Origin of the sequence: Haloferula sp. A504, from assembly GCF_044385805.1 — a bacterium.
In the GTDB taxonomy this organism is placed as follows: domain Bacteria; phylum Verrucomicrobiota; class Verrucomicrobiia; order Verrucomicrobiales; family Akkermansiaceae; genus Haloferula.
Window position 1 is genome coordinate 77,390 of record NZ_JBISBU010000004.1, and the last position, 26,107, is coordinate 103,496.

The following is a 26,107-nucleotide window of genomic DNA, read 5'->3' on the forward strand; positions in this document are numbered from 1 at the left end:
AGCGGTTCGTCGGCGGATGGGAGATCCCAGAGGTCTTCCTTGGATTGAGTCTCAATAATGATTACCCCCGCGCGATTTTTCAGAAATCCAGCGGTTTTTGCGGTTGCCAGCATCGGGTTCGTTTGCAACATCGGCGCGCCCCGCCGGACCCCTGTGCCGGAGGGACCTGAAAATTGCTTGTGAAAATTTTCACAAGCTCCTGTTTTCCCCGCCGCCGAGCATCCTGTCGACGATCACCATGGCCAATTTCTTCCCGCGCTGGACCAATCTCCTGCCCTTCAAGATCGGAATCTGCGTGATCACTCTCGGCATCGGTGTGGTTGCCGGGTTCACCTATTACGCGACGCCGAAAACCCTCGCGGTCGGCTACCAGCCGTCGCAGCCGATTCCGTTCTCCCACCGCATCCACAGCGAGCAGTTGGGCATCGACTGCCGCTACTGCCACTCCTTCGTCGACGTCTCGGGTCACTCGAACGTGCCGACCTCGAACACCTGCTGGAACTGCCACCAGCACGTCCAGCAGGAGAGTCCGAAGCTCCAGCCGCTGCGCGACCGCTTCAATCCGGACCACCCGGACTTCGGCAAGCCGGTCGAGTGGGTGCGCATCCACAAGGTGCCGGACTACGCCTACTTCAACCACGCCGCCCACGTGAACCGCGGCATTTCCTGCCAGAGCTGCCACGGGCGGGTCGACCAGATGGAGGTCGTTTACCAGGCCGAGAACCTGTCGATGGGCTGGTGCCTCGAATGCCACCGGGCACCGGAGAAGCACCTGCGGCCGATGGAGGAGATCTTCAATTTCGAGTATGGCGACGGCGACGTGGCCAAGTACGTCGCCAACGACGAGGGCGTCACGACCACCGAGGACCTCGGGCTGAAGCTCAAGGAGTTGTGGCAGGTCCAGCCCCGCGAGTCCTGCGCCACCTGCCACCACTGATTTCATTTTCTTTCGCCCACCCATGAGCAAACGCATCTGGCAACACCCCGAACTGCCCGCCGACGAAAACACCGTCGCCTGGCGCAGCACGGGCCAGCTCGAGAACACCGCCGACTTCCGCGAGTGGCTGGAACGCGAGTTCCCCCGCGGGGCCGCCGAAATGGCGAACCAGGAGGAGGCCGAAACCTCCCGCCGGAGCTTCCTCAAGCTGATGGGGGCCTCGACCGCGCTGGCCGGCTTCGGCATGGCCGCGTGCCGACGCCCCGAGGCCCACATCCTTCCCTACGCTCAGGCGCCCGAGTGGGTGATCCCCGGCAAGGCGACCTACTATGCGAGCAGTTTCCCCCGCATGGGCGGGGCCACGCCGCTGGTCGTGACCTCCTTCGAGGGCCGCCCGACCAAGCTGGCGCCGAACACGCTGCACCCGGATCATGCCGGCACCGACTCCTTCGCCCAGGCCTCGGTGCTCGACCTTTATTCGCCATACCGCTCGACCCGCGTGCTCCGCAACGGCCAGCCGTCGTCGCGCAAGGACTTCGAGGTCGCCTTCACCGCGCTGGCGAAGGACACCGGTGCCAAGGTAGGATTCCTCTTCGGGCGCGACGATTCGCCGACCCGTGCCCGCCTGCGCAAGGAACTCGCCGCGAAGTTCTCCAACGCCCGCTTCTACGGCTACGAGGCGCTCGAGGGCGAGGCCCACAAGGCGGCGGGCGACGGCAAGGGCTACGTGGCCGATTTTGCCAAGGCGGACCGCATCGTTTCCCTCGACTGCGATTTCGCCGGCCTCGATCCCGTGGGTCCGGTGACGCCGTTCTTCGACCGCCGCAAGCCGGAGGGCAAGGACTACGACAAGCCCGCCTCACAGGACGGGCTCAACCGCCTCTATGCAGTGGAAAGCGGCTTCTCGCTGACCGGCGGGATGGCGGATCACCGCCTGAGAATCAAGCCGAGCCAGTTGCTGCAGGTCGCCGCCCATATCGCCCGTCTGGTCGGTGCCGATGCGCCTGTCGGCGGGGTGGAGGTTCCTGCAAAGTCGCTGCAGGAGTGGATCACGCCCCTGGTCGACGACCTCAAGGAGCATGCCGGCCGCTCGGCCGTTGTCGCCGGCAGCCGCGCGCCGGAGGTGGTTCATCACTTCGTCGCCGCGATCAATGCCAAGCTCGGCAACGTCGGCGAGGACAAGCCGCTGCGGTCCGTGCTCACCGGCAACGAGGGCCTGGGTGACATCGAGGCGCTGACCGCCGACCTCGACTCCGGGGCGGTTGAGCACCTGCTGCTTTTCACCCCGTCCAACCCGGTCTACGACGCTCCTGCCGATCTCAAGTTCGGCGATGCGCTGGCCAAGGCGAAGACCAGCATCCATTTCGGACCACGGACCGACGCCACCGCCCACCTGTCCACCTGGCACGTTCCCGCCAGCCACTACCTGGAGAGTTGGTCGGACACCCGCAGTGCCAGCGGCGTGCACACGGTGGTCCAGCCGCTGATTCTGCCGCTCTACGCCGACTGCGCCAGCGAACTGGAGGTGCTCGCGGCCCTGCTTTCCGAGGCAGGCGTGCTGCTCACCGGGGAAGGGGAGGAAGGAGCCGCCTCGCCGGCCCACGCGGAGGTGCGCAAGACCTTCGCCGGGCTCGCCGGTGACAAGGAGGAGGACTGGAAGAAGTTCCTCCGCGACGGCTTCTACGCGGATTCCAAGTATGAGGCCGCCGAGCCTTCACTCGATTCCGCAAAGGCGAGCGAGCTGGTGGCCAAGGCCCCGAAGGCCGTGGACGGCGGGCTCGAGGTCATCTTCGCCACCGACGGCTCCATCTACGACGGCCGCTGGATCGACAACGGCTGGCTCCAGGAAGCACCCGATCCGATTTCAAAGGTCTCTTGGGACAACGTCGCGCTGATCGCCCCGAAGACAGCCAAGAAGCTCGGCATCTACGACAAGATCGTGAAGCTGGAGACGCCGACGGCTGCCAAGCCGGAGGACGGCGAGGGCCAGCACCGCAGCGGGCAATTGGTGAAGATCAAGGTCAACGGTGTCGAAATGGAGCTTCCGGTGCAGATTGGCTTCGGCCAGGCCGAGGACACCGTCATCGTCTCGCTCGGATACGGTCAGGGTTTCAATGCCGACGACGAACTCGGCCGTGGCCCGCTCAACGAGAGCCACGTCGGCCTGGTCGGCGTGAACAGCGGGTTCAACGTCTATCCTCTGCGGACGAAAGACACCGGGTATTTTGCCGCAGTGGAAGGAACGCTCGTGGCGACCGGCACCCGCTACTCGATCGCCGCCGTGCAGGAGCACCACTCCATGTATGGCCGGGCGCTTGCCCGCGAGGTTTCGACCCTCGAGGACAAGAAGAAGGGCGACTTCGAGCAGCAGCTCGCGAGCGTCAAGAAGCACGGCATGGATTCCCACATCCCGCCGAACATCTCCCTCTACAAGCCCGCCAACCCGACCGATCCGCTTCACCAGTGGGGCATGTCGATCGACCTCAGCTCGTGCATGGGCTGCAACGCCTGCCTCGTGGCCTGCCAGGCTGAGAACAACATCCCGATCGTCGGCAAGGAGCAGCTCGCCATGGGCCGCGAGATGCACTGGATCCGCATGGACCGCTACTTTGCCGTCCAGCCGCTCAAGGACGACGAGGGCAACTACGTCAAGGAGGACGGCGAGAAGGTCTACGACGAGGAAAACATCGAGCTGATTCCGCAGCCGGTGGCCTGCGTCCAGTGCGAATCCGCTCCCTGCGAGACGGTCTGCCCGGTGAACGCCACGGTGCACACCGAGGACGGCCTCAACGCGATGGCCTACAACCGCTGCATCGGCACCCGCTACTGCGCCAACAACTGTCCGTACAAGGCGCGCCGCTTCAACTTCTTCGACTACAACAAGCGCAACCCGCTCGTTCCCCACAACCTCTACCGCGGGCCGCTCGGCGAGAAACAGGTCGGCACCGCGCCGCACCTCCAGCGCAACCCGAACGTGTCCGTCCGGATGCGCGGGGTTATGGAAAAGTGCACCTACTGCGTCCAGCGCCTGAAGGATTCCCAGATCCGCCAGAAGCGCCGCCAGAAGCAGGAGTCGCTCGCCAGCGGCGATTCGGCGTCGACGAAGATCGGCACGCCGGAGCTTCGCATCCCGGTTGATTCGGTGAAGGTGGCCTGCCAGGAAGCCTGCCCCGCCGATGCGATCGCCTTCGGCAACCTGCTCGATCCCGACTCGCGCATGACCCGGGCCAAGGGCAACGACATGAAGTCGATCCGGGACATCGTGGGTGAGGACGAGTTCGAGAAGATCAAGGTCAAGGGTCTCGACCGGAACTACGACCTTCTCAACTACATCGGCACCCGCCCGCGAACCAGCTATCTGGCCCGCGTGAAGAATCCGAACAAAGCCATGCCCGGTGCCCAGAGCATCGGCAAAGCCACCATTCACATGCACTAGTCGAGACGGAAGACTTCAAGACTGAAGACGAAAGATCTGATCCCGAAAAAGTATTCCACCCATCTCATGCGAAGCTCGCATCCCGTGAAAACCGCGACTCAGGCTTGCTCAAGTCTTCGGTCTTCTGTCTTCGAGTCTTCCGTCTCCAACTGATTTCCCAAGATGGCCACCGCCACAGAAACCAAACCGACCCGCGAGGGACCGAAGCTTCCGGTCCTCAAGCGCGAGAAGCTGATCCTCAACGATCGGTCCTACCATTGGATCACCGAGCGGATCTGCGGCGTGCTGGAGAACCGCCAGCCCTTCCTCTGGTGGCTGCTTTTCATTCCGAGCTCGATCATCGCCGCCGTGGGCGTCGGCTTCGGCCTCTTCCACCTGGTTTCCACCGGCGTCGGGGTCTGGGGAAACACCAACCGCGTGATGTGGGGTTGGCCGATCGTGAACTTCGTGTTCTGGATCGGCATCGGCCACGCCGGAACCCTGATTTCGGCGATTCTCTTCCTCACCCGCCAGAACTGGCGGACCTCGATCAACCGCGCGGCGGAGGCGATGACCATCTTCGCGGTGATGTGCGCCGGCATCTTCCCCGCCTTCCACGTCGGCCGCGTGTGGATGGCCTGGTTCCTCGCCCCGATCCCCAACGCCAACGCAATCTGGCAGAACTTCAAGTCGCCGCTGCTGTGGGACGTGTTCGCGGTCTCGACCTACTTCACCATCTCGCTGATTTTCTGGTATCTCGGCATGGTCCCCGACCTCGCGACCATCCGCGACCGCTGCAAGCCGGGCCTGCGCAAGCTGCTCTACGGCATCTTCTCGCTCGGCTGGCGTGGCGGCAACCGCCAGTGGAGCCACTACGAGATGGCCTACCTGCTGCTCGCCGCGCTTTCCACGCCGCTGGTGCTCTCGGTGCACTCGGTCGTCTCCTTCGACTTCGCCACCTCGGTCGTGCCCGGCTGGCACACCACCATTTTTCCGCCCTACTTCGTCGCCGGCGCCATCTTCGGTGGCTTCGCGATGGTGCTCACCATCATGATCCCGGCGCGCTTCATCTACGGTCTGCAGGACCTGATCACGATGAAGCACATCGACAACATGGCGAAGATCATCCTGCTGACCGGCACCATCGTCGGCTACGCCTACCTGATGGAGCTCTTCGTCGCCTTCTACTCGGGTGCGAAATTCGAGATGGAGGCCTTCAAGTACCGCATCACCGGCCCCTACAACTGGGCCTATTTCTGCATGATGTTCTGCAACGTCATCTCGCCGCAGGTCTTCTGGTTCAAGTGGTGTCGCGAGAACCTGTGGGTCGTGATGGCCGTGGCGATGTGCGTCAACATCGGCATGTGGTTCGAGCGCTTCGTCATCATCGTCACCACGCTCGCCCGCATGTGGCTGCCGGGTGACTGGAAGTACTACTCCCCGAGCGGGCAGGACATGCTGCTGTTCATTGGCACGATCGGCATGTTCCTCACGCTCTTCCTGCTCTTCCTGCGCTTCCTGCCGTGCATCAACATCGCCGAGGTGAAATGGACCCTGCCGGAGTCCGACCCGCACCACGACGACCACGAGGATCATCCCGACGAGGGCGTTCAGGCTGAGGCGGCCTACCAACAGGAACTCCACGGATCAAAGGAGGCGACCGCGTGATGGAATTGGAACCTGGAACTTCGAACTTGGAACTTTCACCGTGAGTACCACCCGCAAACGAGTTTACGGCTACCTTGCCGAGTTCAAGAGCGCCTCCGCCCTCTACAAGGCCGCGGAACAGGTGCGTGATGCCGGTTTCCGCAAGTGGGACTGCCATTCGCCCTATCCGATCCACGGTCTCGACGGCGCGATGGGGATCAAGCGCTCGATCCTGCCCTGGTTCGTCTTCTTCGGCGGCATGACCGGCCTCGCGACGGGATTCTTCCTCGCCTACATCACGCAGGTGCAGATCTACCCGACGGTGGTCCAGTCGAAGCCGACCAACATCTTCACCGTGCCGGCCTTCTTCCCGCCGATGTTCGAGCTGACCATCCTGTTCTCCGGGTTCACCGTGCTCTTCGGGCTGCTGGCGCTGATCAAGCTGCCCCGGCTCAACCACCCGCTCTTCGCCAGCCGCCAGTTCCATCGGGCGACCGACGACGCCTTCTTCATCGCCATCGAGGCCCGCGATCCGAAATTCAGCCCCGACGGCACCCGCTCGCTTCTCGAAGAGGCCGGTGGATCCAACATCGAACTCATCGAGGAGGAGGACTGACCGCTGCGCGGAAGTTCCAAGTGAAAAGTGCCAAGTTCCAACATTCGCCACGCTTCCGCTCCCCAATCCCCCAATTTCCCAATCTGCTAATCTCTCCGTCGAAGACATCGTGAAATACTTCTTCCTCGCCTACGCGATCATCGCCGCGCTCGTCATCGGGCTGCTGCCGATGCGCGGTGAAAAGTCGCCGGACACGCCGCTGCGCCTGTTCCCCGACATGGACGACCAGGACAAGCTGAAGTCCCAGAAGCCGAGCGAGTTCTTCGCCGACGGTGCCGGGGGGCGTCATCCGGTCGCGGGCACTCATCCACTCGGGTTCCTTCCCGACGGACAGACCGACCTTGGCGGAGTGCCGGAGTATGAATTCGGTGGTGGTGCCGGCTACTACGAGACCGGTGGTATCGAGGGCTACTATTCCAACGGCATGCCGGAGGAACTCGGCCTGAACGACGACAACGTCGACGCCTTCATCCGCCGCGGGATGGAGGTTTACAATGTCAACTGCATGCCCTGCCACGGGGAGTCCGGCGACGGTCTCGGGGTGGCGGCGAGCTACGGCGTGCCCGGCATCGCCAATCTGACCCTCGATAATTTCAAGCACCCCGGGTATCCGGATGGTCGCCTTTACGACGTGATCACCAACGGCAAGGGCAACATGGGCGGATACAAGCACAACCTGCCGCTGCGCGACCGCTGGGCGATCGTCGCCTACGTGCGGGCCCTCCAGCTTTCGCGCAAGGCGCCGCTTTCCGAGCCGTCGATCCAGGCGGCCTTCGAAGCCCAACTGAAAGAGGAGCAAGGCGCCCAGTAATCCCAATTTCACCATGGCATCCCATTTCGTCACCTCCGCTGACATCCCCGCCGACGGCGAGCGGCTGCAGAACGCGACCGCGTCGAAGATCAAGACGGTCTCCGGCGGCCTCTGCGCGCTGCTTTCGCTGGTCAGCGCCGTGCTGCTCTTTTTCGCGCCGGAGTCGGTCAAGGCTCCCTTCGCCTATTCCTGGCTCTTTGCCTTCTTCTTCTTCTTCACCCTCGCCATCGGCGGCATCTTCTGGACCCTGCTCCACAATGTCTCCAACTCGGGGTGGGGGACCGCGGTCCGCCGCGTGATGGAGAACCTGGGCTCGGTGTTCCCCTGGATCTGCCTGTTCGCCATCCCGCTGCTTTGCCCGGCGGTGCAGAAGTACCTCTACGAGTGGATGAACACCCACCGCGAGGCCGCCGCCATCGACGGAATCTCCACCTTCGAAGCCAATCCGAAGTCGCTCTTCGGCTTCTACGGATCGGAAGCGATGAAGGCGTGGTTCTACGAGAACCACCACGCGCTGCTGAAGTACAAGGCGTGGTACATGAACCTGTTCGCCTGGTACACGCGGATGATCTTCTACTTCGTGTCGATGACCCTCGTCATCCGCGGCCTCCGCAAGCTTTCGGTGGCCCAGGACACCGATCCGAATCCCGGCACCAAGCGCCTTTTCCAGGCCCGCTTCCACTCGACCTACACCTTCATCCTCTTCGCGATCACCATCACCTTCGCGGCCTTCGACCTGCTGATGGGCCTCGACTTCAAGTGGTTCTCGACGATGTGGGGCGTCTACCTCTTCGCCGGTTCCGCGCTGAACTCGATGGCGGTGATCATCATCACGGTCGCCCTGCTGCACCAGGCCGGCTACATGAAGCGGGTGGTGAGCCCCGAGCACTTCCACATCAAAGGCAAGCTGCTCCTCGCCTTCACCATCTTCTGGGCCTACATCGCCTTCTCGCAGTTCTTCCTGATCTGGTATGCCAACATCACGGAGGAAACGAGCTACTTCCTGATCCGCAACACCGGCGGTTGGAACACCGCGAACATCTTCCTCGTCTTCGGCCACTTCGTGGTGCCCTTCGTCATCCTGCTGCAGGCATGGCTGAAGAGGAACCCGAAGATGCTCAGCCTGATGGCGGTCTACATGCTCGTGATGCATGTCGTGGACCTCTACATCATCGTGATTCCGGAGCGCTCGGTGTCGTTGATGAACATGCTGCCCGAGACTTTCGGTCACGTGACCACGGCGATCCCAGGGGCCTTCTGGGGGGACCTTCTCGCCTTTGTCACGATCGGCTCCGGCTTCGTGTTCTTCTTCCTGCGCGCCCTCGGCTCCAACAACCTCTATCCCAACCGCGACCCGCGCATCCTCGAGTCGGCCAACGTCTCGAACTGATCAAGGTTTCAGCGTTTCCGTTTTCAGCATTTCAGCTTTTGCCCCATGTCTTCCCACGACAATCCGCTCGTCCGCTTCTCCGCCTTCTGGTGGGGCATCGGCGTGATCCTGCTCTTCTTTGTGGTGCTTTTGGTCACCCGCTTCTTCGTCGGCGGTGGTGATGCGCCCGACCCGCTCGAGGAGTCCGCCCGCAAGGTGCGCCTGAAGACCCTGGCCGAGGTCGAGGCCGCCCAGAAGGCGAACCTGGCGCCCAAGGTGATCGAGGAGGGATCCATCGTTCAACTCCACCCGCAAGGGGTGTTCGAGCACTTGGGCGGCCAGCTTGTCGGATCGACCCCGACCAAGGTCGATGATCCGGCCTGGGTGGTTCCCGGTTCCGCCGCGGCCGAGGAACTGGCGGCAGCGGGTGGCGAGGTGGATCTCGCCGCCGTCGACGCGCTCACTCCGGAAGCCGGGACGGCTCCCGATCCGGCCGTGATGGAGAAGGGCCAGCAGCTCTACATGGTCTGCATGGCCTGCCACGGGGCGAACGGCGAAGGAGGACCGGTCGGGCCGCCGCTGGCCGGGGCCGACTGGGTGGCGGGGCCGGTATCGAACCTGATCCGCATCCAGATGCGCGGCCTGCAGGGGCCGCTGGTGGTTTCCGGCAAGGAGTACAATTTTCCGGCACCGATGGCGCCCATGGGGGCCGCCCAGAGCGACGCGGATGTCGCGGCGGTGCTGACCTACATCCGCAACTCATTCGGCAACTCCGCTCCGCCGGTCCTGCCCGAGCAGGTGGAAATGCTCCGCTCCGAGATCGGCAAACCGATGCTCACCCAGGGCGACCTCATCCCCGTGGCCCCAGGCTCCTGATCCATCATGTCCGCGCCTTCCGATTCACCCGACGACATCCGGCTCCGCAGCGAGATCGACCGCTCGCTGCGTCACCCCGTGATGTTCTTCTTCACCAGCGGCGCCGCCTGGTTGGCCGTCGCGATCCTGCTCGGCATCATCTCTTCGGCCAAGGTCCACAGCCCCGGCTTCTGGGACAGCTGCCCGTGGATGACCTATGGCCGGGTCCAGCCCGCCCACGAGACGGCGCTGGTCTACGGATGGGGCTGTCAGGCGGCCTTCGGCATGATCATCTGGCTGATGTCGCGCCTGTCGCGCCAGCCCTGCCGCAACGCCGGCACCATCCTGATGGCCGGACACGTCTGGAACCTCGCGTTGTCCCTCGGGGTGATCGGCATCCTTGCCGGTGGAGGCACCGGCATGCCGTGGATGGAGATGCCCTCCTTCGCATGGATCCCCATGCTGCTGTCCTACATCGCGATCACCATCTGGTCGATGGTCCAGTTCAAGGTCCGGCCGCAAGGGCACACCTACATCTCGCAGTGGTACCTGATGGCGGCGCTGATCTGGTTCCCCTGGTTCTTCGGTTCCGCCCACTTCCTGGTTCACGGCTTTTCCGGCAGCCCGCTCGGTGCGGCCGGGGTCAACGCGTGGTTCCACTCGGCGATGCTGCTGCTGTTCTTCGCTCCGGTCGCCATCGGCATGGCCTACTATCTCGTGCCCAAGGTCACCGGCCGTCCGGTTTACAACTACGCGCTGTCGTTGATCGGTTTCTGGAGCCTCGCCATCATCGCGCCCTGGGCCGGCCTGCAGAAGCTGACCGGGGCCCCGATACCGAACTTCCTGCCCTACCTCGGGGCGTTTGCCGCGATCCTCTTCGCGGTTCCCGCGGCAGTCGCGGGGATCAACCTGCTGAAGACGGCGGCTGCCGACGGGGAAACGGTGAATGTGAGCCCCACCCTCCGGTTCACGGTCTGGGGCCTGGTGTTCCTGCTTGCCCTGGGAGCCGCCAGCCTTTTGCTGAACAGCCCGGGAATCGCCACCGTGACGCAGTTCACGATCGCCAACTACGGCTTCGACGTGCTGGGCGTTTACGGCTTCTTCAGCTTCGTTGCCTTCGGCGCGATCTACTTCATCGTTCCGCGCATCACCCGCCGGGAGTGGTTGTCCCGCCGCCTGATCAAGTGGCACTTCTTCGTCTCGATCTACGGGGTGATTTCGATCGTGGTCGTCACGCTGTTCGGCGCGCTGATGCAGGGGGTCGCCCAGGAGACGACCTACGATTCACTTTGGTACAACGCCTCTTCGACGGTGTATCCCTACGCCGTGCTGAACACAGTGGCCTGGTGTTTCCTGCTGATCTCGAATTTCTTCTTCTTCATTCACCTTACGCTGATGTGGCTCCGGCTCGGTCGCCGCAGCTCCCATCCGACGCTGCTGGTCCACCGTCACTCGGGAAGCCCCCACGGACCGGAGGGCGACATCGACAACACCGGCACCGCCTCCGCCCACTGATTGCGGCCCATTCGTCATTCGGAAATTCATCATTCGTCATTCCCATTCCATGTCCTTCCGCCTTTTTGCCATCGGTCTCACTGCCAGCTTCGGCCTTGCCTGGCTGTCGGTGGTCGTCGTGCCGTTCTTCAAGCTCCGCACGCCGTCACCGGTCTCGTTCCAGGAGGGGGTCGACGAGAAGGAGGGGATCTACCACCCCAAGCGGGCCGGACGCGTGGTGAACGGCGCGGCGGTGTATGCGGCGAACGGCTGCTACCAGTGCCACACGCAGGTCGTGCGGCCGACCTATGCGGGCATGGACCTTGCCCGCCCGGACGTGGGCGGCCTGTCGCCGACGATCCACCCGGATGGCATCGACAGCCGCCGCGAATCGAACGTTTTCGACTACAGCGGACTTGATTTCGCGATGATCGGGAACACCCGTGTGGGACCTGATCTGATGAATCTCGTGCCTCGAATCGAAGCCCGGATCCGGCAGCAGGCGAAGGATTCCCAGGAGGGGGATCTCGCCGAAGGAGTCGTTGCCGGACGGGTGGCGGACTATCTCTACAAGCACCTCTACAATCCGCGGCTTTTTCCCCAACTTTACTGGTCGTCGTGCCCCTCGATGCCCTTCCTGTTCGAAGAGCGCGAAATCATGGGGCAACCCTCCGACGATGCCCTTGACGTGCCGGTCGAGGACGGCTGGGAGGTGGTGCCCGGTGACAAGGCGGACGCCCTGGTGAGCTACCTGCTGTCGCTGCGCCACGATGATCCCGTGCCGGCCGCCATGGACTACGCGCCGCCCGCAGCCACCGACGGTCCGCAGGGCTGAACATTCCTTCTGATCTCCGATGCAAGAATCCAACAAGCCTGATCTCGACGACTCGCTGAACGTCACCGAATCCCACGACCGCATGCTGCGCGAGGCCGCGGCGGTTTCGCGCGAGAAGCACGTCGATGAGGGAGGACGCGAGCCCGTGTCGCTGTGGATCTTCGCCTCCTGCGCGGTGATTTTCATCTTCGCCGGTCTCGCGCTGGGGAACATCGGCTCGCTCGGATCGCTCTTCGACTACGACCAGACCGTGAAGCCGGGCTACGTCCGCCTCGACCTCAGCGAGGACGGCGCGCAGGGCCCGCCACCGGCCGAGGCGCTCGCCGTTTACATCAAGAAGGGCCAGAAGATCTACAGCTCGAAGTGCCAGGGTTGCCACGGTGGCGACGGCAAGGGCGGACCGGCGTATCCGTCGCTGGCCGGGAGTGAGTGGGCACTGGGCGAAACGCAGCGGTTTTCGATGATCATCCTTGGCGGCCTCATGGGACCCTCGAGCAGCGGCAAGGACTACGGCGTGATGCCTTCCCAGAAGGCCGGCATGACGGCGGTCGACCTCGCCGGGGTCATGACCTACGTCCGAAACTCCTTCGGTAACGAAGCGGGTGACGTGATCACCGAGGAGATGGCCGCCCACGCCTTGAAACTCGCTGAGGAACGTTCGGATCCGAACCAGCCGCTCAGCAAGGACGAACTCGACGAGAAGTACCTCGCTCCGCTCGAAGGCGAGCCGCTGGATCCGACCATGATGATCGATCCGGTCAGCCTGCAACCGGTGGAGGGCGCCGCGGGTTGATTTTCGCTGGCGTTAGAATCGATCCGGTCGATCAAACCCATACAGTTTCAGAATAGTTCACCCTACTCCGCATATTTTGCTTTCCAAGACGCCTTTTTTGCGTTCACTCCAGCCCAACTTTCGCCCATGAGCGCCACTGCCACCCACGACGAGCACCATCACGACGAGCACCACGATCCTGGTTTCGTGCGGAAGTACATTTTCTCGACCGACCACAAGATGATCGGTCTGCAGTACGGCATCACCGCCGGGGCCTTCCTGCTGTTTGGCTTTTTCCTGATGATCGCGATGCGCTGGAGCATCGCCTTCCCGCACGAGCCGCTTCCCGGCTGGATCGCGATGTTCTTCCCGGAGGGCTGGGAGGCCCGCTGGCTGCAGGACGGCAAGCTTACCGGCGACGCCTACAACATGTTCGGCGCCATGCACGGCACCATCATGGTCTTCCTCGGCGTGGTTCCGCTCGGCTTCGGGGCCTTCGGAAACTACGTCACGCCGCTGCAGATCGGCGCACCCGACATGGCGTTCCCGAAGCTCAACATGATGAGCTACTGGATCTACCTCGCCGGCGGCCTGATCATGTGCGGCTCGTTCTTCATGGAGTCCGGTGCGGCCAAGTCCGGCTGGACGAACTACTCGCCGCTGGCAGGCATCGCCGACGGGCAGATCGTCAACCAGTGGCTCGCGGGCCAGACCCAGTGGCTGATCGGTCTGGTGCTGCTGATCACCTCGTCGCTGCTCGGGTCGGTCAACTTCATCACCACCATCATCAACCTCCGCGCCCGCGGCCTGACCTGGATGCGGATGCCGTTCTTCGTCTGGGCGATGCTCGTGACCGGCTTCCTGCTCCTGCTCGCGTTCCCGCCGCTCGAGGCTGCCGGCATCATGCAGCTGATGGACCGGGTCGCCGGTTCCTCCTTCTTCATGCCCACCGGGCTCTACACGCAGGCCGAGGGGTTGCTGGAGATTTCGGGTGGGGGTTCGCCGCTGCTGTATCAGCACCTTTTCTGGTTCCTCGGTCACCCGGAGGTCTACGTCCTCCTGCTGCCGGCGATCGCCTGCGTGGCGGAAATCATCCCGGCCAACACCCGCAAGCCGCTGTGGGGCTACAAGGCGATGGTTTACGGGGTCCTGGTCCTCGGTTTCCTCTCCTTCATCGTCTGGGCCCACCACATGTATATGACCGGCATGGGTCCGGTGGTTTCGACTTTCTTCCAGATCACCACGGTGCTGATCTCGATCCCTTCGGTGATCCTTCTGACCTCGCTGATCATTTCACTGTGGCAGGGTTCCATCCGCTTCACGCCGGCGATGATCTGGGCCTGCGCCTTCCTGCCGATGTTCGGCATCGGCGGTCTCACCGGTCTGCCGCTGGCCTTCAACCTCGTCGGCCTGCACCTCCACGACACCTACTACGTGATCGGCCACTTCCACTACGTGGTGGCGCCCGGCATCCTCTTCGGTCTCTTCGCCGGGGTGTATCACTGGTTCCCGAAGATCACCGGCCGGTTCATGAGCCGGACCCTCAGCCACCTGCATTTCTGGCCGAGCCTGATCTGCATGAACATGATCTTCTTCCCGATGCTGACGCAGGGCATGGCCGGATTCCACCGTCGCTGGTACAACGGCGGTGATTCCTACCTCGCCGTGGATCCCGACAGCGCGAACGTCTTCGGCCAGACCGTTGCCGAGCACATCGATCTCAACATCGTCATGTCCTACGGCGCCTGGCTGATGGCGCTGGCCCAGATTCCCTTCCTCGTCAACCTGGTTTGGAGCAAGTTCTTCGGCCGCAAGGTCGGGAGCGACAACCCCTGGAACGCCACCACGCTCGAGTGGGCGACTCCCACGCCTCCGGGTCACGGCAACTTCACCACCGATCCGGTCGTTTACCGCGGACCGTACGAATACAGCCGGCCCGACCACGACGAGGACTTTCTTCCCCAGTGGATCGAGGCACCCAGGCCGGCGGATAAGCCGGAGGAAAGCCCCGCCGCACACTGATCACCTTTTTGCTACCCAGACATGGAAATCCCCTACGTCGTCAATCCGCGCAAGGACACCGGGCTCTTCAACTCGAAGATCGCCATCTGGTTGTTCCTCGCCTCGGAGGTCATGCTCTTCGGTGGCCTGTTCTCGGGCTACGTCTTCCTCCGGATCGGAGCCGACTATCCCTGGCCCGAGCGAACCCTTCCGGTGCTGCCCGGCCTGATCAACACCTTCATCCTGATCGCCTCGTCGGTGACGGTCGTCTTCGCCTGGGCTTCGCTGAAGATGCGGAACTGGCGGAACTTCCAGATCTTCATGGGGGCGACGGTCCTCTGCGCTCTGGTCTTCATGGGCTTCAAGGCCGTTGAATACGGTGTGAAGTTCAAGCACCAGGCGGTCCGGATGGTCGACTTCACGATGGTCGAGGGGCACGCCAGCTATCTCAAGGAGAAGAAGGACGGCACCGATCACGGGGATGCGGACCATGGGGAGGGTGACTATGTCCTCGACCTTGACGGCGACAAGATCGCCATCAACCAGCACGTGTTCGCGGTGGAGTCCGCCAGTTTCAACCTCAACCGCTACTACAAGCCCTGGCTTGAGGAGTTGCTCGCCCATGCCGAGCACGACGGGGCGACGATCACCCTGGCAGAGAAAATGGATTTCAATGCACCGGGTGAGGAAAAGCCGGAACTGGTCTTCGCCAAGGGCGAAGTGCTCAGCCTCGACCTTCTGGAAGCCATCGCCGATGCCTACAAGGACAACGCCGTCCGGAATGCCACGGCCCGCAAAAAATACCTGCGGGCTGCCTGGGAGATCAAGTGGGCGGACGTCGAGGAGAACGACCTGCTCGGCGAGGCGGCCTTTGCGGCTGCCTATCCCAAGGGCTTCGAACTGGAGGCCGACGAGCGCAAGCTGGCCTACACCCGCTGGAAGGCCGGGATGAGGGCGAAGATGGCCCAAGATGTCAGTATCGATTCGGTCAAGCTCGGCAACGGGGATAGCGTCGAGGTGCTGATCGACGGCGTCACCTACGCCAGCCGCGAGCTTCCGGCCCCGAACTCAGCCAGCTTCCAAAGCGACAAGCCCATCGTCGTCCGCCACAAGGGCCGCAACGTGATCACCGACTACAAGCCGGACAACACGTCGATCGCGCTTAGGGACGGCACGGCCCTGACGGGCACCTACAAGCCGAGTCCGGTCGATTTCCACGAGGTCGACGGCATCGACTTCCAGCACCTGGCGATGGATGCCGAGAAGAAGAACCTCGATCCCGAGATCGCCATCGAGAACTCCTGGCTGGTGAAGGAGAACCCGGTCGTCGCCGACCTGTGGACCTTGCATCGGCAGGCCGTCGGCCAGCTGGAGGAGATCCTCGCCAAGAAGAACCGCGTCCCGACAGAGAAGGACCGTTACCGCATGGGCTGGCAGGAAATCGCCTACTACATGGATGCGATCGAGGCTCACAGGGAGCAGGGCGGGGAGGGATTGCCGACGATCGAGCTGGCCGACAACGCCAACGCCCCGCCCAAGGTGAAGATGGGGCTCAAGGAGCACTTCATGGGGCCGAATTATGAAGCCCGGAGCTTCCCTCATATCGCGATCCCGCGTGCCGAGATCCTTCTCGAGTCGAAATTCACCCCGAAGTGGAATTCCTACTATGCGATCTACTTCACCATCACCGGACTTCACGGCCTGCACGTCGTGGGAGGAGCGATCGTGCTGGGCTACTACCTCTTCTTTGGTCGCAGGATGTATCTGACGAATCCCGAGTGGCTCGCCAACCGCGTCGAGGTGGGCGGCCTGTTCTGGCACTTCGTCGACCTCGTCTGGATCTTCGCGTTCCCGATTTTCTACCTGATGTAGGCGGCCTGCGGTCGCAATGACGAATGATGAATTTCAAATTCCAAAATCCTAGATTCCATGGCCGACAGTCCTGAAGAAATCAAGAAGTCCATCCGGCTTTACCTCATCATCGGTGGTGCTCTTTTCGTGGGCACGGTGCTGACCGTGATGGTGGCCACGATTCCGTGGATGGACATCGGCGGGCACGGCTTCGATGTGTGGGACATGATCCTCGGTCTGTTGATCGCGACCACCAAGGCCACGCTGGTTGCCCTGATCTTCATGCACCTCAACCACGAGAAGGTCTGGGTCTATTGGCTCTTCGGCATGGGGCTTTTCTTCGGAGCAGCGATGGTCGCCCTGATCTTCCTCGCGAAAGGTGATCCCATCCACTACGACGGGTTTTCCACCGGCGGCCAGCCGTCTGCGGTCATCTCCGAATAGTCGAAGTCCATTTGTCATTCACCATTCGGCACTTATCATTCTTCACCATGTCACTCCGCGCTTTTCACATCGTCTTCGTGACCGTCACCACCCTGTTGTTCTTGTTCCTTGCGGTCTGGGCCTTCGGGTTCTCGGGTGAGACCAGCGTGACCATGACCGGCCTCGGCGTGATCGGTGCCCTCGGTTCGGTCGGTATGCCGGTCTACGGCGTCTATTTCTACCGCAAAGCACGAAACATCCTCCTCTGACACCGCCATGAATGCCTTCATCGCCTGCACCACCTGTGCCCAGAACTTCGTCGACAGCAACGGTCCCAACGCGGCCGGGTGGTCGATCATGTTCCTGCTTGTGGTGATCCTCGGGATGCTCGGCACGATCGGCTTCTTCATGGTGCGCATCGCCCGCCGTGAGCACGAGGCGCTGGATCCCGAGCTTCGGGATGACGGCCCCGAGCCCGTTTCCACCCACTGATTGCCTTCCCATTCATGACCTCCCTGAGTCCCTCGAAATTCCTCGGCATCCCCGAGTCGTTCTCCACGCATGGCGGACGCGTCGATCACATGATGGACGTGGTCCACTGGCTGATGATCGCCTTGTTCATCGGCTGGACGCTGTTCCTCCTCTTCTGTCTGGTGCGTTTCCGCCAGGGCGCGAATCCCAAGGCCTCCTACCACGGCGTGCGCAACCACGTTTCGTCGCACCTCGAGATCGGCATCGTGATTCTCGAAGCGGTGCTTCTTCTCGGTTTCGCCTTCCCCTTGTGGAAGGAACGGACCGACACCTGGGAGGTGGTCCAGCAGCAGGACCCGGTGAGGGTGCGGGTGATCGGTTACCAGTATGGCTGGACCTATCACTACCCGGGTGAGGACGGGAAGTTCGGTCGCATCGACCACCGCCTCAAGACCTCGAACATGGACCCGGGTATCGACCTCGATGATCCGAATGCCCACGACGACTTCATTGCCTCGGTCCTGAAGCTGCCGGTCAACCGGCCCGCGATCCTCAACATCACCTCCAACGACGTCATTCACGGCTACGCCATCGTGCCGATGCGCATCCAGCAGGACGCGATTCCGGGCCGGGAGATCCCGATGTGGTTCACGCCGACCGAGGAAATGGAGACTTACGTCGTCTGCGCCCAGCTCTGTGGCGACGGTCACGCCCGGATGGCGGGGAACATGGAGGTCATCTCGGCCTCGGCCTTCAACGAGTGGGCCGGCCAGCAGTCGGCGGCTTCGCTCAAGGCCAACACGCCGGAGAAGGTCGCGCTTCGCTGAATCCGCGGTTGGTTCGGCCCGTTCGCCTGGCTGGACCGTCGCGACGGCCGGGAGTTTCGCGAAAGTGGCCTCGGGAGATCAGGGCTCCTGACCGACTCGCTGAATCATTTCCAGCGCTTCCGCGATGTGGCGGTTGACCTTGTGGTCGACGCTTTCGACCGCGGTGCGGATGGCGTTGCGGATCGCGAGGGCGGTGGAACCGCCGTGGGCGATGATGACCGTGCCGTTGACGCCGAGCAGCGGGCTTCCGCCGTAGGCCTCGGCGCTCATCTTTTCCTTCAGTTCGGCGAAGGCACCCCGGGCCAGCAGGGCGCCGAGCTTTCGGAGCGGTGAGGCGGTAAGGGAGGCCTTCAGGCTCTTGGAAAGGGTCTTGGCGGTGGCTTCGCAGCTCTTGAGGACCACGTTGCCGACGAAGCCGTCGCAGAGGCAGACATCGAGTTTGGTGTCGAAGAGGTGGTGCCCCTCGATGTTGCCGACGAACTCGAAGGGGGCCCGGCCGCTGGCCTCGAACTCCTTCAGCATCGCAAAGGTCTGCTTGGTGAAAGCCGTGCCCTTCTCGTCTTCCTCGCCGTTCGACATCAGTCCGACACGGGGTTTGTCGACGCCGTAGACGCCGCTGGAGAAGGCCGCGCCCATGATCGCGTAGCCGAGGAGGTGGGAAGGCTTGGCCTCGGGGTTGGCCCCGGCATCGAGCAGGTGGCAGGGGCCGAAGTCGTTCGGCAGACCGGTCGCGATGCCGGCCCTCTCGATTCCGGCGATCAACCGGAGCTTGAGCTGGGCGGCGGCCACACAGGCGCCGGTGTTTCCAGCCGACACGAATGCCTGGGCGTCGCCGGCCTTGACCAGGTCCATGCCGACCGAGATCGACGACTGCTTCTTGCGCCGGATCGTCTTGGCCCCGGGTTCGGACATCCCGACGACCTCGGGAGCATGAACCACTTCAACACGCTTGTCGGAGAGGTCGAGTCCGTGGTTGGGAGCTTCCCGCTCGATGACGTCCTTGTCGCCGACGAGGAACAGTCGTTCGAGGGTCGGGTATCGACCGAGGGCATCGGCACCACCGGCCAGATTGACCTCCGGGGCGCGATCACCGCCCATCACATCGAGCACAACTCTCATCGAATCTGGGGGTCCGGAAATAGAAAATCACCGCGCCGGGAATCCCCGGGGCGGCGATGGAAGGAGTCCGGCCCGGGGGGCTTAGAACGAATCGACCTCAAGCACCTTCCGGCCGCGGTAGTAGCCGCAGGACGGGCAGGCGATGTGGGACGGCACGCGGCTGTCGCACTCGGGGCAGGTCTTGAAGATCGGCGCGCGCCAGCGGTTGGCGCCTCGGCGCATTTTCTGGCGGCTTTTGGACTGTCGACGCTTGGGTACGGCCATGACAAAAAGTGAGTTAGTGGTCGGGATCGGTGTTCTTGAGGGCATCGAGGGCCGACCATCGGTCGTCTGTTGCCTCGCGGGGCGCGGTCTCTACCGCATCCACCCCCGGTTTGTCCACCGCCAAATATCGAGGATCGATCTCGCATTGCTGGGGTTCGTCCCCCTCGTCGCAGCGCGGATCGGAAGGAAAGTGGATCAGAACCTCCTCGCGGAGGGCGTCGGTGGCGTCGATGGGACCGCCATCCTCGATTTCCAGAGAAACGGCGGCCTGCTCGAGGGTGATGGTCTGCACGAAGGGATGGAGGGTCCGCACGCAGGTGAATTCGAAGGGTGCCGAGAGGAAACCGGTCAGCAGCAGTTCGGAGCCGAAACGCTGGGCCCTCAGCTCGTAGCGGAGCGGGCCGGTGGGCACGGCATCGCCCTTGGGAAGGTCGAAAATTTCCGCAGGCAGCTCTCCTTCGAGATCCTTGCCCTCCTCGGGCAGCATCTTGAGGTCGATCAGGAGGCGTTTGGCGCTCATGGGAGCATCATCGGTGATGGGCGGCGATTGTCCAATCCGGAGAAGGCCGGGACGTCCGCGGGATTCAGTCCGGCGGCAGCATCGTCAGGACCTCGTCCGGCCGCAGCCCCTGGTCCCGGTAGTGCCGGATCGAACGGGCGTCGTCGCGCTTTGCCAGACGGCGTCCGGTTTCGTCGGTGATCAGCGGATGATGAAAATATTCCGGCTCGGGCAGTCCGAGCAGTTTCTGGAGCATCCGGTGAACATGCGTGGCCGGCAGAAGATCCTCGCCGCGGGTGACCAACGTGATGCCGTCGTCCGCATCGTCGACCACGACGGCCAGATGGTAGGAGGTGCCGATGTCCTTCCGGGCCAGCACCAGATCGCCGAGCAGGCCCGGATCCACCTCGACCTCGCCGTGGCGGCGGTCGTGAATGGTCAACGGCCCGGTGAGCCGGGCGACCCTTTCCGCATCGAGTCGCCAGGCTGGTTGCCGTCCCATTTCCTCGAACTCGGTAAGCTGACCGGGGTCGAGGCGGCGACAGGTTCCCGGGTACAGCGGCCCCTCGGGCCCGTGCGGTGCTGCCGTCATCGAGGCGATCTCGGCCTCAACCTCCTTCCGCGTGCAGTAGCAGGGGTAAACGGCTTCCAGCGCTCGCAACTGCTCGAGGACGGCTCCATGGCGGTCGCTTCGCCCGAGCTGGGCGTCGGTTTCGCGGTCCGGTTGCAGGCCGAGCCATTCAAGGTCCCGCCTCGCGGCGTCGTAGTATTCGGAGCGGACCCGCGTGTGGTCGATGTCCTCGAAGCGGAGCAGGTAGCCCCCGTCTGATGCCATATCCCGGGCCACTCGGGCGGCGTAGGCATGGCCCAGGTGCAGAAAACCGGTGGGACTGGGGGCGAAACGGGTGACGCTCACGATCTGGCAAAGGGTGGGAAATTTTGTTAGCGCGACAAGCAAGGAGCGCCTAAGAATGTGCCGTTCAAGGCAAATGAGTGCGAAAAAAGTGGTGATCGTCGGGGCCGGCCCCGGAGGACTGACAGCGGGGATGATCCTCGCCAGTCGAGGCTTCGACGTGACGATCGTCGAGAAAAAGGACCGTGTCGGCGGGCGCAATGCGGAACTCAAGGTCGGCGACTTTTCCTTCGATACCGGCCCGACCTTCCTGCACCAGAAGTTCACCCTGGACGAGGTCTTTCGCGAAGCCGGGCGCAGTCCGGAGGACTACATGGACCTGGTCCTGCTCGATCCGATGACGCGCCTTTCGTGGGGCGACCTGTCGATGGAGACGACCTCGGACGAAAGCCGGATGGCGGAGAATGTCGCCGCCGCCTTTCCGGGCAATGAGGTCGGCTACGGACGCTTCATGGAAGACCATGCCGGCAAGCTCAAGGCGATCTTTCCCTGCCTCCAGCGACCCTACCATCAGCTCCGGTCCTTCTTCAGCACCAAGCTCGTGCCCGCGCTGCCCTACGTCGCCACAGCGAGGTCGGTGGTCGACGTCCTCGACCACTACTTCACCGACGACCGGCTCAAGCTCGCCTTCACCTTCCAGGCGAAATACCTCGGGATGTCCCCGTGGAAGTGTCCGGCGCTCTTCAGCATCCTTTCCTACATCGAGTACAAGTACGGGATCTACCATGTTCAAGGCGGGCTGTGCCGCATCTCCGAGGGGATGGCAAAGGTCGTGCGCGAACACGGCGGAACCATCCGGCTTGGAACCGGGGTCAAGGAACTCAAGTTTTCGGGAAGCCGGGTGACGGGCGTCGAGCTTGAGGACGGCGAACTGCTCGAGTGTGACGATGCGATCGTGAATGCCGACTACGCTCACGCCATGACTTCGCTGATGAACGGTCGGGCGGTGGCACCGGAGCGGCTCGGGAAGAAGAAGTATTCCTGCTCGACCTTCATGCTCTACCTCGGGCTCGACAAGATCTACCGCGACGAACCGCATCACCACATTCTCTTCGCCGACGACTACGAGAAGAACGTCCGTGAGATCCAGGGCGAACGGGATGTGTCGGAGGACATGTCCATCTACGTGCGGAATTCCTGCGTGACCGACCCGCTGGTCGCGCCGGAGGGGCAGTCCGGCCTCTACATTCTCGTGCCCACGATCAACGCCCGGTATCGCGACGACTGGGAAAACCTCCAGGGCGAGTATCGCGACAAGATCCTGCAGCGCATCGAGGAGCGGACCGGAATGAAGGATCTGCGCGAGCACATCGTCGAGGAGCGGATCATCGATCCGGCCGGTTGGCGCGACGGGCTCGATGTCTTCATGGGCGCGACCTTCAATCTCGCCCACACCCTCGACCAGATGCTCTACCTGCGCCCGCACAACCGCATGCAGGGATACGAGAACCTGTTCCTCGTCGGTGGCGGAACCCATCCCGGCAGCGGCCTGCCGACGATTTACGAAAGCGGGCGCATCTCCTCGAACCTGCTCTGCGACCGCCACGGCGTGGGATACGACCGGGTGGATCTGGCACCGTCGTTTCTCTGAGCCGCCCGATTGCCCGAGGGGTTGTCCGGCTTTGTCCTTGCCCCTGCGGAGCGGATCGGGAGAATCCGCGCCCCCGGTTTCCGGAGGAACGGATTGATGAACGCGACTTTTCAAGAAATCGGTGGCTGGCTCGAAGAGGGCGAGAGCTTCGCCCTGCTGAGCCACGTGCGACCGGATGGCGACGCGATCGGCTCCCAGATCGCCCTCGGGTTCGCGCTCGAAGCCATGGGCAAGACCGTCCACCTGATCAACGAGGACGGGCTGCCCGACAACCTCGCCTTCATGGCCGGCGCCGAAAGGATCGAAACGCCGTCGGCCGGGCCGATCGAGGTCGATGTGGTGATCGCCCTGGACACCGCCACCAAGCCCCGGCTGGGCGACAAGGCCCTGGCGGCGGTGGGCCATGTCGAGCGCTGGATCAACATCGACCACCACAAGTCGAATCCCGGCTACGGCGATCTGAACCACATCGACGACGGCAGCCCGGCCACCGGGCAGATCCTCTACAATCTCATCACCGATCTCGGCCTGCCGATGCCACCGGAAACCCGAGATGCGATCTACGTTGCCGTTTCCACCGATACCGGATCGTTCCAGTACGCGGGCACGACGAGCGCCACCTATGAAATGGCCGCCGACCTGGTGCGCCGTGGCCTCGAGGTCGGGAAGATCAACGCGCTCATCTACGACAACCATCCGATGCGCCGGGTGGAGCTGATGCGCTCGCTGCTCAACACGCTGGAAGTCGGGTCCGGGGGACGCGTGGCCCACTGGCAGCTGACGATGGACACCGTCCGCTCGCTCGGACTCAAGCCCGAGGACAGCGAAGGCCTGATCGACATCATCCGTGCGATCCAGGGAGTGACCGTCGCCCTGTTCTTCGAGGAACTCGACGGAGGCAAGATCCGGGTCTCGATGCGCTCGAAGGACCGCCGGATCGATGCCTGCGAAGTGTGCCAGCAGTTCGGCGGTGGCGGCCATGCGTTGGCGGCCGGGATCCGGATGCCGGGCCCGATCGAGGAAGCCCGGAAAAAGGTGCTTGAGGTGGTGGATGCCAAACTTTCCCAGATTGAATCATGAGCCGACCAAATCCTGTTTCCGATGTTCCAAGTGGAGTTCTGGTGGTCGACAAGGCCCCGGACATGACCTCCCACGATGTCGTGGCGATCGCCCGCCGTTCGCTCGGCACGAAAAAGATCGGCCACTGCGGCACCCTCGACCCGATGGCCACCGGCTTGCTGATGCTCGTGGTCCAGCGCGCGACGAAGATCCAGGACCTCCTGATGAGCGAGGACAAGGAATACGTCGGCACGCTCACGCTCGGCACCACCACCACCACGCAGGATCGGCAGGGCGAGCCGATCGAGGAAAAGGAGGTGCCCGGTTTTTCCGCCGCGGACATCGATGCGGCATTCGGGAAGTTCACCGGCGAGTTCGAGCAGATTCCGCCGATGGTCTCGGCGATCAAGAAGGACGGCGTGCCGCTCTACAAGCTCGCACGCAAGGGGCAGGAGGTGAAGCGCGACCCGCGGCCCGTGCGCGTCGACCGCTACCAGATCGATCGTGTCGAGCTGCCGGAGGTCGGCTTCACCGTCGAATGCTCGAAGGGCTTCTACGTCCGGACCTACGCCCATGACATCGGCCAGGAACTCGGGTGCGGTGCCCACCTCAGTGCGTTGCGGCGGGTGCGCTCGGGTCGTTTCACGCTGGACCGCGCGATCACCGTCGACACCCTGAAGACCGCGCCGCGCGATGAGCTTTTCAAGCAGATCATCAGTCTTGCGGAAATCTCGCTGATGCGGGGCGCGTAGTCCGGCACATGGAGGAGAATCCCTACAAGGCTCCGGAAGTCGGGGAGGTCCAGGCGGAGGCGGTGATCGCCGACCCGGAGCGGATCCGCCAGGTGCACCTGAAGCATGAGGCGTCCCTGAAGGGGATGGGCACCCTTCTGATTCTGGGTGCGGTGCTGGTGGCGATCTCCTTCGTGGGCCTGTTTGCGGTGCCCATGTCCAGCGGGGGTGGCATCTCGCTGCCCCAGGGTCCGGAACTGGTGATCATCGGGGTTCTCCTCGTGGTGTTTGTCCTGCAGGCCGTGGTCGGCGTGGGTTTGCGGCGTCTGGCACCGTGGTCGTGGATTCCCGGGATCATTGTTGCCGGTCTTTCCATCCTCAATTTTCCGATCGGCAGCTTGATCGGTGGCTACTTCCTTTACCTGCTGCTGGCGCCGAAGGGCCGGCGCATCCTCGCCCCGGACTACCGCGAGATCATGCGCCAGACACCCCACATCAAGTACCGCACGCCGGTCTGGTTGTGGGTGCTGCTGCTGGTCATCGTCCTCGGCGTGGTGGGTTCGCTGGTTTGGCTGGGTTTCGACTGAGCGGCGCCGGACCGCTTTGCGGTGGCCAGCGGGCGTCACCCCGGTAAGGATTGCTTCGTGAAGCGACTGACTTCCATCGCTGAACTTCCTTCGCTGGATGCCCCGGTGCATCTCGCGCTCGGGGTCTTCGACGGGGTGCATCTGGGGCACCAGGCGGTGATCGCCCGGGCGGTGAACGCGGCGCGCCGGGATGGCGGCTCCGCCGGCGTGTTGACCTTCGACCCGTATCCGATGTGGGTGCTGGCACCGGAGAAGGCTCCGCGCCGCTTGCTGGCCTCGCTTGATCACAAGGCGGACATCCTCGCCGATTTCGGGGTCGATTTCCTGCTGGCGCTGCCCTTCAACCAGGAGCAGGCCAAGGTGAGGGGGGAGCACTTTGTCCAGGCGCTGGTGGACGCCGGCACCCGGACCATCTGCGCCGGCGAGGACTGGCGCTTCGGTCATCGACGGGAAGGGGACCGGCAACTGCTCGGTTCGCTGGCCGCGACGATGAACTTCCGTTTCGAGGCGGTGGCGCCGGTGATGATGGGCGGTGACCGGATCAGCAGCACCCGCATCCGCCAGGCCATCCGCGACGGCAATCTCGACGACGCCTCGCGCATGCTCGGTCGTCGCTACACGGTGGCCGGCACCGTCGTCGAGGGCCAGAAACTCGGCCGCACGATCGGCTTTCCCACCGCAAATCTCGAGCGTGGGGACGAGCAGTATCCACCGGACGGGGTCTGGGCGGTGAGGGCGAGTATCGACGGGGTGACCTCGGACGGGGTCGCGAACCTGGGCATCCGGCCGACGGTCGATGCGCAAAGCCGGTTGCTCGAGGTTCACTTGTTCGACGAGCAGGAGGATCTCTACGGGCGCAAGATGGAGGTGGAATTCGTCCGCCGCATCCGGGACCAGCAGCGCTTCGATTCGCTGGATGCTCTCAAGCGGCAGATTGCCAGGGATTGCCAGGCGGCCCGGGCGGTCCTGGATGAGCATCGGGAATCCCCGGGCGGTCCATCCGAGGGGACATAATTTCCC

25 protein-coding genes are annotated in these 26,107 nt (G+C 63.4%); 21 read left to right on the forward strand and 4 right to left on the reverse strand.

Annotated elements, in window-relative coordinates:
- Positions 1-238 precede the first annotated feature (238 nt).
- The 16 genes from ACG2LG_RS03320 to ACG2LG_RS03395 all read left to right on the forward strand — a co-directional run bounded on the left by ACG2LG_RS03320 (position 239) and on the right by ACG2LG_RS03395 (position 18,324).
- Positions 239-937, forward strand: a complete 699-nt coding sequence (locus ACG2LG_RS03320; protein ID WP_396256280.1) for a cytochrome c3 family protein — start codon at positions 239-241, stop codon at positions 935-937.
- Between the two features lie 22 nt (positions 938-959).
- Positions 960-4,373 (forward strand): TAT-variant-translocated molybdopterin oxidoreductase, encoded by a 3,414-nt coding sequence (locus tag ACG2LG_RS03325; protein WP_396256282.1) that lies wholly within the window; start codon positions 960-962, stop codon positions 4,371-4,373.
- A 162-nt stretch (positions 4,374-4,535) separates the two neighbouring features.
- Complete coding sequence (nrfD, locus tag ACG2LG_RS03330) at positions 4,536-6,020, forward strand: NrfD/PsrC family molybdoenzyme membrane anchor subunit (RefSeq protein ID WP_396256283.1); 1,485 nt, start codon at positions 4,536-4,538, stop codon at positions 6,018-6,020.
- A gap of 40 nt (positions 6,021-6,060) precedes the next feature.
- Positions 6,061-6,615 carry a DUF3341 domain-containing protein gene (locus tag ACG2LG_RS03335; RefSeq protein ID WP_396256285.1) on the forward strand — a complete coding sequence of 185 codons (555 nt, stop codon included), beginning with the start codon at positions 6,061-6,063 and terminating at the stop codon, positions 6,613-6,615.
- 109 nt (positions 6,616-6,724) lie between these two features.
- Positions 6,725-7,426 (forward strand): c-type cytochrome, encoded by a 702-nt coding sequence (locus ACG2LG_RS03340; protein ID WP_396256286.1) that lies wholly within the window; start codon positions 6,725-6,727, stop codon positions 7,424-7,426.
- A 13-nt stretch (positions 7,427-7,439) separates the two neighbouring features.
- Positions 7,440-8,816 (forward strand): hypothetical protein, encoded by a 1,377-nt coding sequence (locus ACG2LG_RS03345; protein ID WP_396256288.1) that lies wholly within the window; start codon positions 7,440-7,442, stop codon positions 8,814-8,816.
- Between the two features lie 45 nt (positions 8,817-8,861).
- Positions 8,862-9,671 (forward strand): c-type cytochrome, encoded by an 810-nt coding sequence (locus tag ACG2LG_RS03350; RefSeq protein ID WP_396256290.1) that lies wholly within the window; start codon positions 8,862-8,864, stop codon positions 9,669-9,671.
- A gap of 6 nt (positions 9,672-9,677) precedes the next feature.
- Positions 9,678-11,165 carry a cbb3-type cytochrome c oxidase subunit I gene (locus ACG2LG_RS03355; RefSeq protein WP_396256292.1) on the forward strand — a complete coding sequence of 496 codons (1,488 nt, stop codon included), beginning with the start codon at positions 9,678-9,680 and terminating at the stop codon, positions 11,163-11,165.
- Between the two features lie 49 nt (positions 11,166-11,214).
- A complete protein-coding gene (locus ACG2LG_RS03360; RefSeq protein ID WP_396256294.1) occupies positions 11,215-11,979 on the forward strand; it encodes a hypothetical protein in 765 nt (254 codons plus the stop codon).
- 19 nt (positions 11,980-11,998) lie between these two features.
- Positions 11,999-12,772, forward strand: a complete 774-nt coding sequence (locus tag ACG2LG_RS03365; RefSeq protein WP_396256296.1) for a c-type cytochrome — start codon at positions 11,999-12,001, stop codon at positions 12,770-12,772.
- 126 nt (positions 12,773-12,898) lie between these two features.
- The gene (locus ACG2LG_RS03370; protein ID WP_396256298.1) at positions 12,899-14,773 is read left to right on the forward strand and encodes a cbb3-type cytochrome c oxidase subunit I; all 1,875 of its coding nucleotides are present in this window, start codon (positions 12,899-12,901) and stop codon (positions 14,771-14,773) included.
- A gap of 21 nt (positions 14,774-14,794) precedes the next feature.
- Complete coding sequence (locus ACG2LG_RS03375; protein WP_396256300.1) at positions 14,795-16,624, forward strand: heme-copper oxidase subunit III; 1,830 nt, start codon at positions 14,795-14,797, stop codon at positions 16,622-16,624.
- A gap of 57 nt (positions 16,625-16,681) precedes the next feature.
- Positions 16,682-17,047, forward strand: a complete 366-nt coding sequence (locus ACG2LG_RS03380; protein WP_396256302.1) for a cytochrome C oxidase subunit IV family protein — start codon at positions 16,682-16,684, stop codon at positions 17,045-17,047.
- Positions 17,048-17,094: 47 nt separating this feature from the next.
- Positions 17,095-17,295: a hypothetical protein gene (locus ACG2LG_RS03385; protein WP_396256304.1), complete on the forward strand. Its 201-nt coding sequence runs from the start codon at positions 17,095-17,097 to the stop codon at positions 17,293-17,295.
- A 7-nt stretch (positions 17,296-17,302) separates the two neighbouring features.
- Positions 17,303-17,518, forward strand: coding sequence for a hypothetical protein (locus ACG2LG_RS03390; RefSeq protein WP_396256306.1), 216 nt, complete (start codon positions 17,303-17,305; stop codon positions 17,516-17,518).
- Between the two features lie 14 nt (positions 17,519-17,532).
- Positions 17,533-18,324 (forward strand): cytochrome c oxidase subunit II, encoded by a 792-nt coding sequence (locus ACG2LG_RS03395; RefSeq protein ID WP_396256308.1) that lies wholly within the window; start codon positions 17,533-17,535, stop codon positions 18,322-18,324.
- A gap of 78 nt (positions 18,325-18,402) precedes the next feature.
- Here the strand turns inward: ACG2LG_RS03395 and plsX are convergent, their stop codons facing one another.
- From plsX to gluQRS, 4 genes are all read right to left on the reverse strand, one after another.
- Complete coding sequence (gene plsX, locus ACG2LG_RS03400) at positions 18,403-19,443, reverse strand: phosphate acyltransferase PlsX (RefSeq protein WP_396256310.1); 1,041 nt, start codon at positions 19,441-19,443, stop codon at positions 18,403-18,405.
- Positions 19,444-19,524: 81 nt separating this feature from the next.
- Positions 19,525-19,752 (reverse strand): 50S ribosomal protein L32, encoded by a 228-nt coding sequence (gene rpmF / locus ACG2LG_RS03405; protein WP_396256312.1) that lies wholly within the window; start codon positions 19,750-19,752, stop codon positions 19,525-19,527.
- Entirely contained in the window at positions 19,721-20,227 is a 507-nt protein-coding gene (locus tag ACG2LG_RS03410) for a YceD family protein (RefSeq protein ID WP_396256314.1), read from the reverse strand. The genes rpmF and ACG2LG_RS03410 overlap by 32 nt, the downstream gene beginning before the upstream one ends.
- A gap of 64 nt (positions 20,228-20,291) precedes the next feature.
- Complete coding sequence (gene gluQRS / locus ACG2LG_RS03415; RefSeq protein WP_396256316.1) at positions 20,292-21,122, reverse strand: tRNA glutamyl-Q(34) synthetase GluQRS; 831 nt, start codon at positions 21,120-21,122, stop codon at positions 20,292-20,294.
- A gap of 73 nt (positions 21,123-21,195) precedes the next feature.
- On the opposite strand from gluQRS, the gene ACG2LG_RS03420 reads away from it, so the two are divergent.
- From ACG2LG_RS03420 to ACG2LG_RS03440, 5 genes are all read left to right on the forward strand, one after another.
- Positions 21,196-22,710 (forward strand): phytoene desaturase family protein, encoded by a 1,515-nt coding sequence (locus ACG2LG_RS03420; protein ID WP_396256318.1) that lies wholly within the window; start codon positions 21,196-21,198, stop codon positions 22,708-22,710.
- Positions 22,711-22,806: 96 nt separating this feature from the next.
- A complete protein-coding gene (locus tag ACG2LG_RS03425) occupies positions 22,807-23,790 on the forward strand; it encodes a bifunctional oligoribonuclease/PAP phosphatase NrnA (RefSeq protein ID WP_396256320.1) in 984 nt (327 codons plus the stop codon).
- Positions 23,787-24,521: a tRNA pseudouridine(55) synthase TruB gene (gene truB, locus ACG2LG_RS03430; RefSeq protein WP_396256322.1), complete on the forward strand. Its 735-nt coding sequence runs from the start codon at positions 23,787-23,789 to the stop codon at positions 24,519-24,521. The genes ACG2LG_RS03425 and truB overlap by 4 nt, the downstream gene beginning before the upstream one ends.
- Before the next feature lie 8 nt (positions 24,522-24,529).
- Positions 24,530-25,087: a hypothetical protein gene (locus tag ACG2LG_RS03435; protein ID WP_396256324.1), complete on the forward strand. Its 558-nt coding sequence runs from the start codon at positions 24,530-24,532 to the stop codon at positions 25,085-25,087.
- 57 nt (positions 25,088-25,144) lie between these two features.
- On the forward strand, positions 25,145-26,101 hold the full coding sequence (locus ACG2LG_RS03440) for a bifunctional riboflavin kinase/FAD synthetase (protein ID WP_396256325.1): 957 nt from the start codon (positions 25,145-25,147) through the stop codon (positions 26,099-26,101).
- Positions 26,102-26,107: the final 6 nt, after the last annotated feature.

What these genes read in the sequence shown, in the direction of transcription:
- ACG2LG_RS03360 (WP_396256294.1), top strand. Translation starts at nt 11,215, where the DNA reads ATGTCCTTCCGCCTTTTTGCCATCGGTCTCACTGCCAGCTTCGGCCTT.
- ACG2LG_RS03385 (WP_396256304.1), top strand. Translation starts at nt 17,095, where the DNA reads ATGTCACTCCGCGCTTTTCACATCGTCTTCGTGACCGTCACCACCCTG.
- ACG2LG_RS03390 (WP_396256306.1), top strand. Translation starts at nt 17,303, where the DNA reads ATGAATGCCTTCATCGCCTGCACCACCTGTGCCCAGAACTTCGTCGAC.
- ACG2LG_RS03320 (WP_396256280.1), top strand. Translation starts at nt 239, where the DNA reads ATGGCCAATTTCTTCCCGCGCTGGACCAATCTCCTGCCCTTCAAGATC.
- ACG2LG_RS03410 (WP_396256314.1), bottom strand. Translation starts at nt 20,227, where the DNA reads ATGAGCGCCAAACGCCTCCTGATCGACCTCAAGATGCTGCCCGAGGAG.
- ACG2LG_RS03395 (WP_396256308.1), top strand. Translation starts at nt 17,533, where the DNA reads ATGACCTCCCTGAGTCCCTCGAAATTCCTCGGCATCCCCGAGTCGTTC.
- ACG2LG_RS03435 (WP_396256324.1), top strand. Translation starts at nt 24,530, where the DNA reads ATGGAGGAGAATCCCTACAAGGCTCCGGAAGTCGGGGAGGTCCAGGCG.
- ACG2LG_RS03370 (WP_396256298.1), top strand. Translation starts at nt 12,899, where the DNA reads ATGAGCGCCACTGCCACCCACGACGAGCACCATCACGACGAGCACCAC.
- ACG2LG_RS03350 (WP_396256290.1), top strand. Translation starts at nt 8,862, where the DNA reads ATGTCTTCCCACGACAATCCGCTCGTCCGCTTCTCCGCCTTCTGGTGG.
- rpmF (WP_396256312.1), bottom strand. Translation starts at nt 19,752, where the DNA reads ATGCCCTCAAGAACACCGATCCCGACCACTAACTCACTTTTTGTCATG.
- ACG2LG_RS03365 (WP_396256296.1), top strand. Translation starts at nt 11,999, where the DNA reads ATGCAAGAATCCAACAAGCCTGATCTCGACGACTCGCTGAACGTCACC.
- ACG2LG_RS03375 (WP_396256300.1), top strand. Translation starts at nt 14,795, where the DNA reads ATGGAAATCCCCTACGTCGTCAATCCGCGCAAGGACACCGGGCTCTTC.
- ACG2LG_RS03345 (WP_396256288.1), top strand. Translation starts at nt 7,440, where the DNA reads ATGGCATCCCATTTCGTCACCTCCGCTGACATCCCCGCCGACGGCGAG.
- ACG2LG_RS03380 (WP_396256302.1), top strand. Translation starts at nt 16,682, where the DNA reads ATGGCCGACAGTCCTGAAGAAATCAAGAAGTCCATCCGGCTTTACCTC.
- truB (WP_396256322.1), top strand. Translation starts at nt 23,787, where the DNA reads ATGAGCCGACCAAATCCTGTTTCCGATGTTCCAAGTGGAGTTCTGGTG.
- nrfD (WP_396256283.1), top strand. Translation starts at nt 4,536, where the DNA reads ATGGCCACCGCCACAGAAACCAAACCGACCCGCGAGGGACCGAAGCTT.
- ACG2LG_RS03355 (WP_396256292.1), top strand. Translation starts at nt 9,678, where the DNA reads ATGTCCGCGCCTTCCGATTCACCCGACGACATCCGGCTCCGCAGCGAG.
- ACG2LG_RS03425 (WP_396256320.1), top strand. Translation starts at nt 22,807, where the DNA reads ATGAACGCGACTTTTCAAGAAATCGGTGGCTGGCTCGAAGAGGGCGAG.
- plsX (WP_396256310.1), bottom strand. Translation starts at nt 19,443, where the DNA reads ATGAGAGTTGTGCTCGATGTGATGGGCGGTGATCGCGCCCCGGAGGTC.
- ACG2LG_RS03420 (WP_396256318.1), top strand. Translation starts at nt 21,196, where the DNA reads ATGAGTGCGAAAAAAGTGGTGATCGTCGGGGCCGGCCCCGGAGGACTG.
- ACG2LG_RS03325 (WP_396256282.1), top strand. Translation starts at nt 960, where the DNA reads ATGAGCAAACGCATCTGGCAACACCCCGAACTGCCCGCCGACGAAAAC.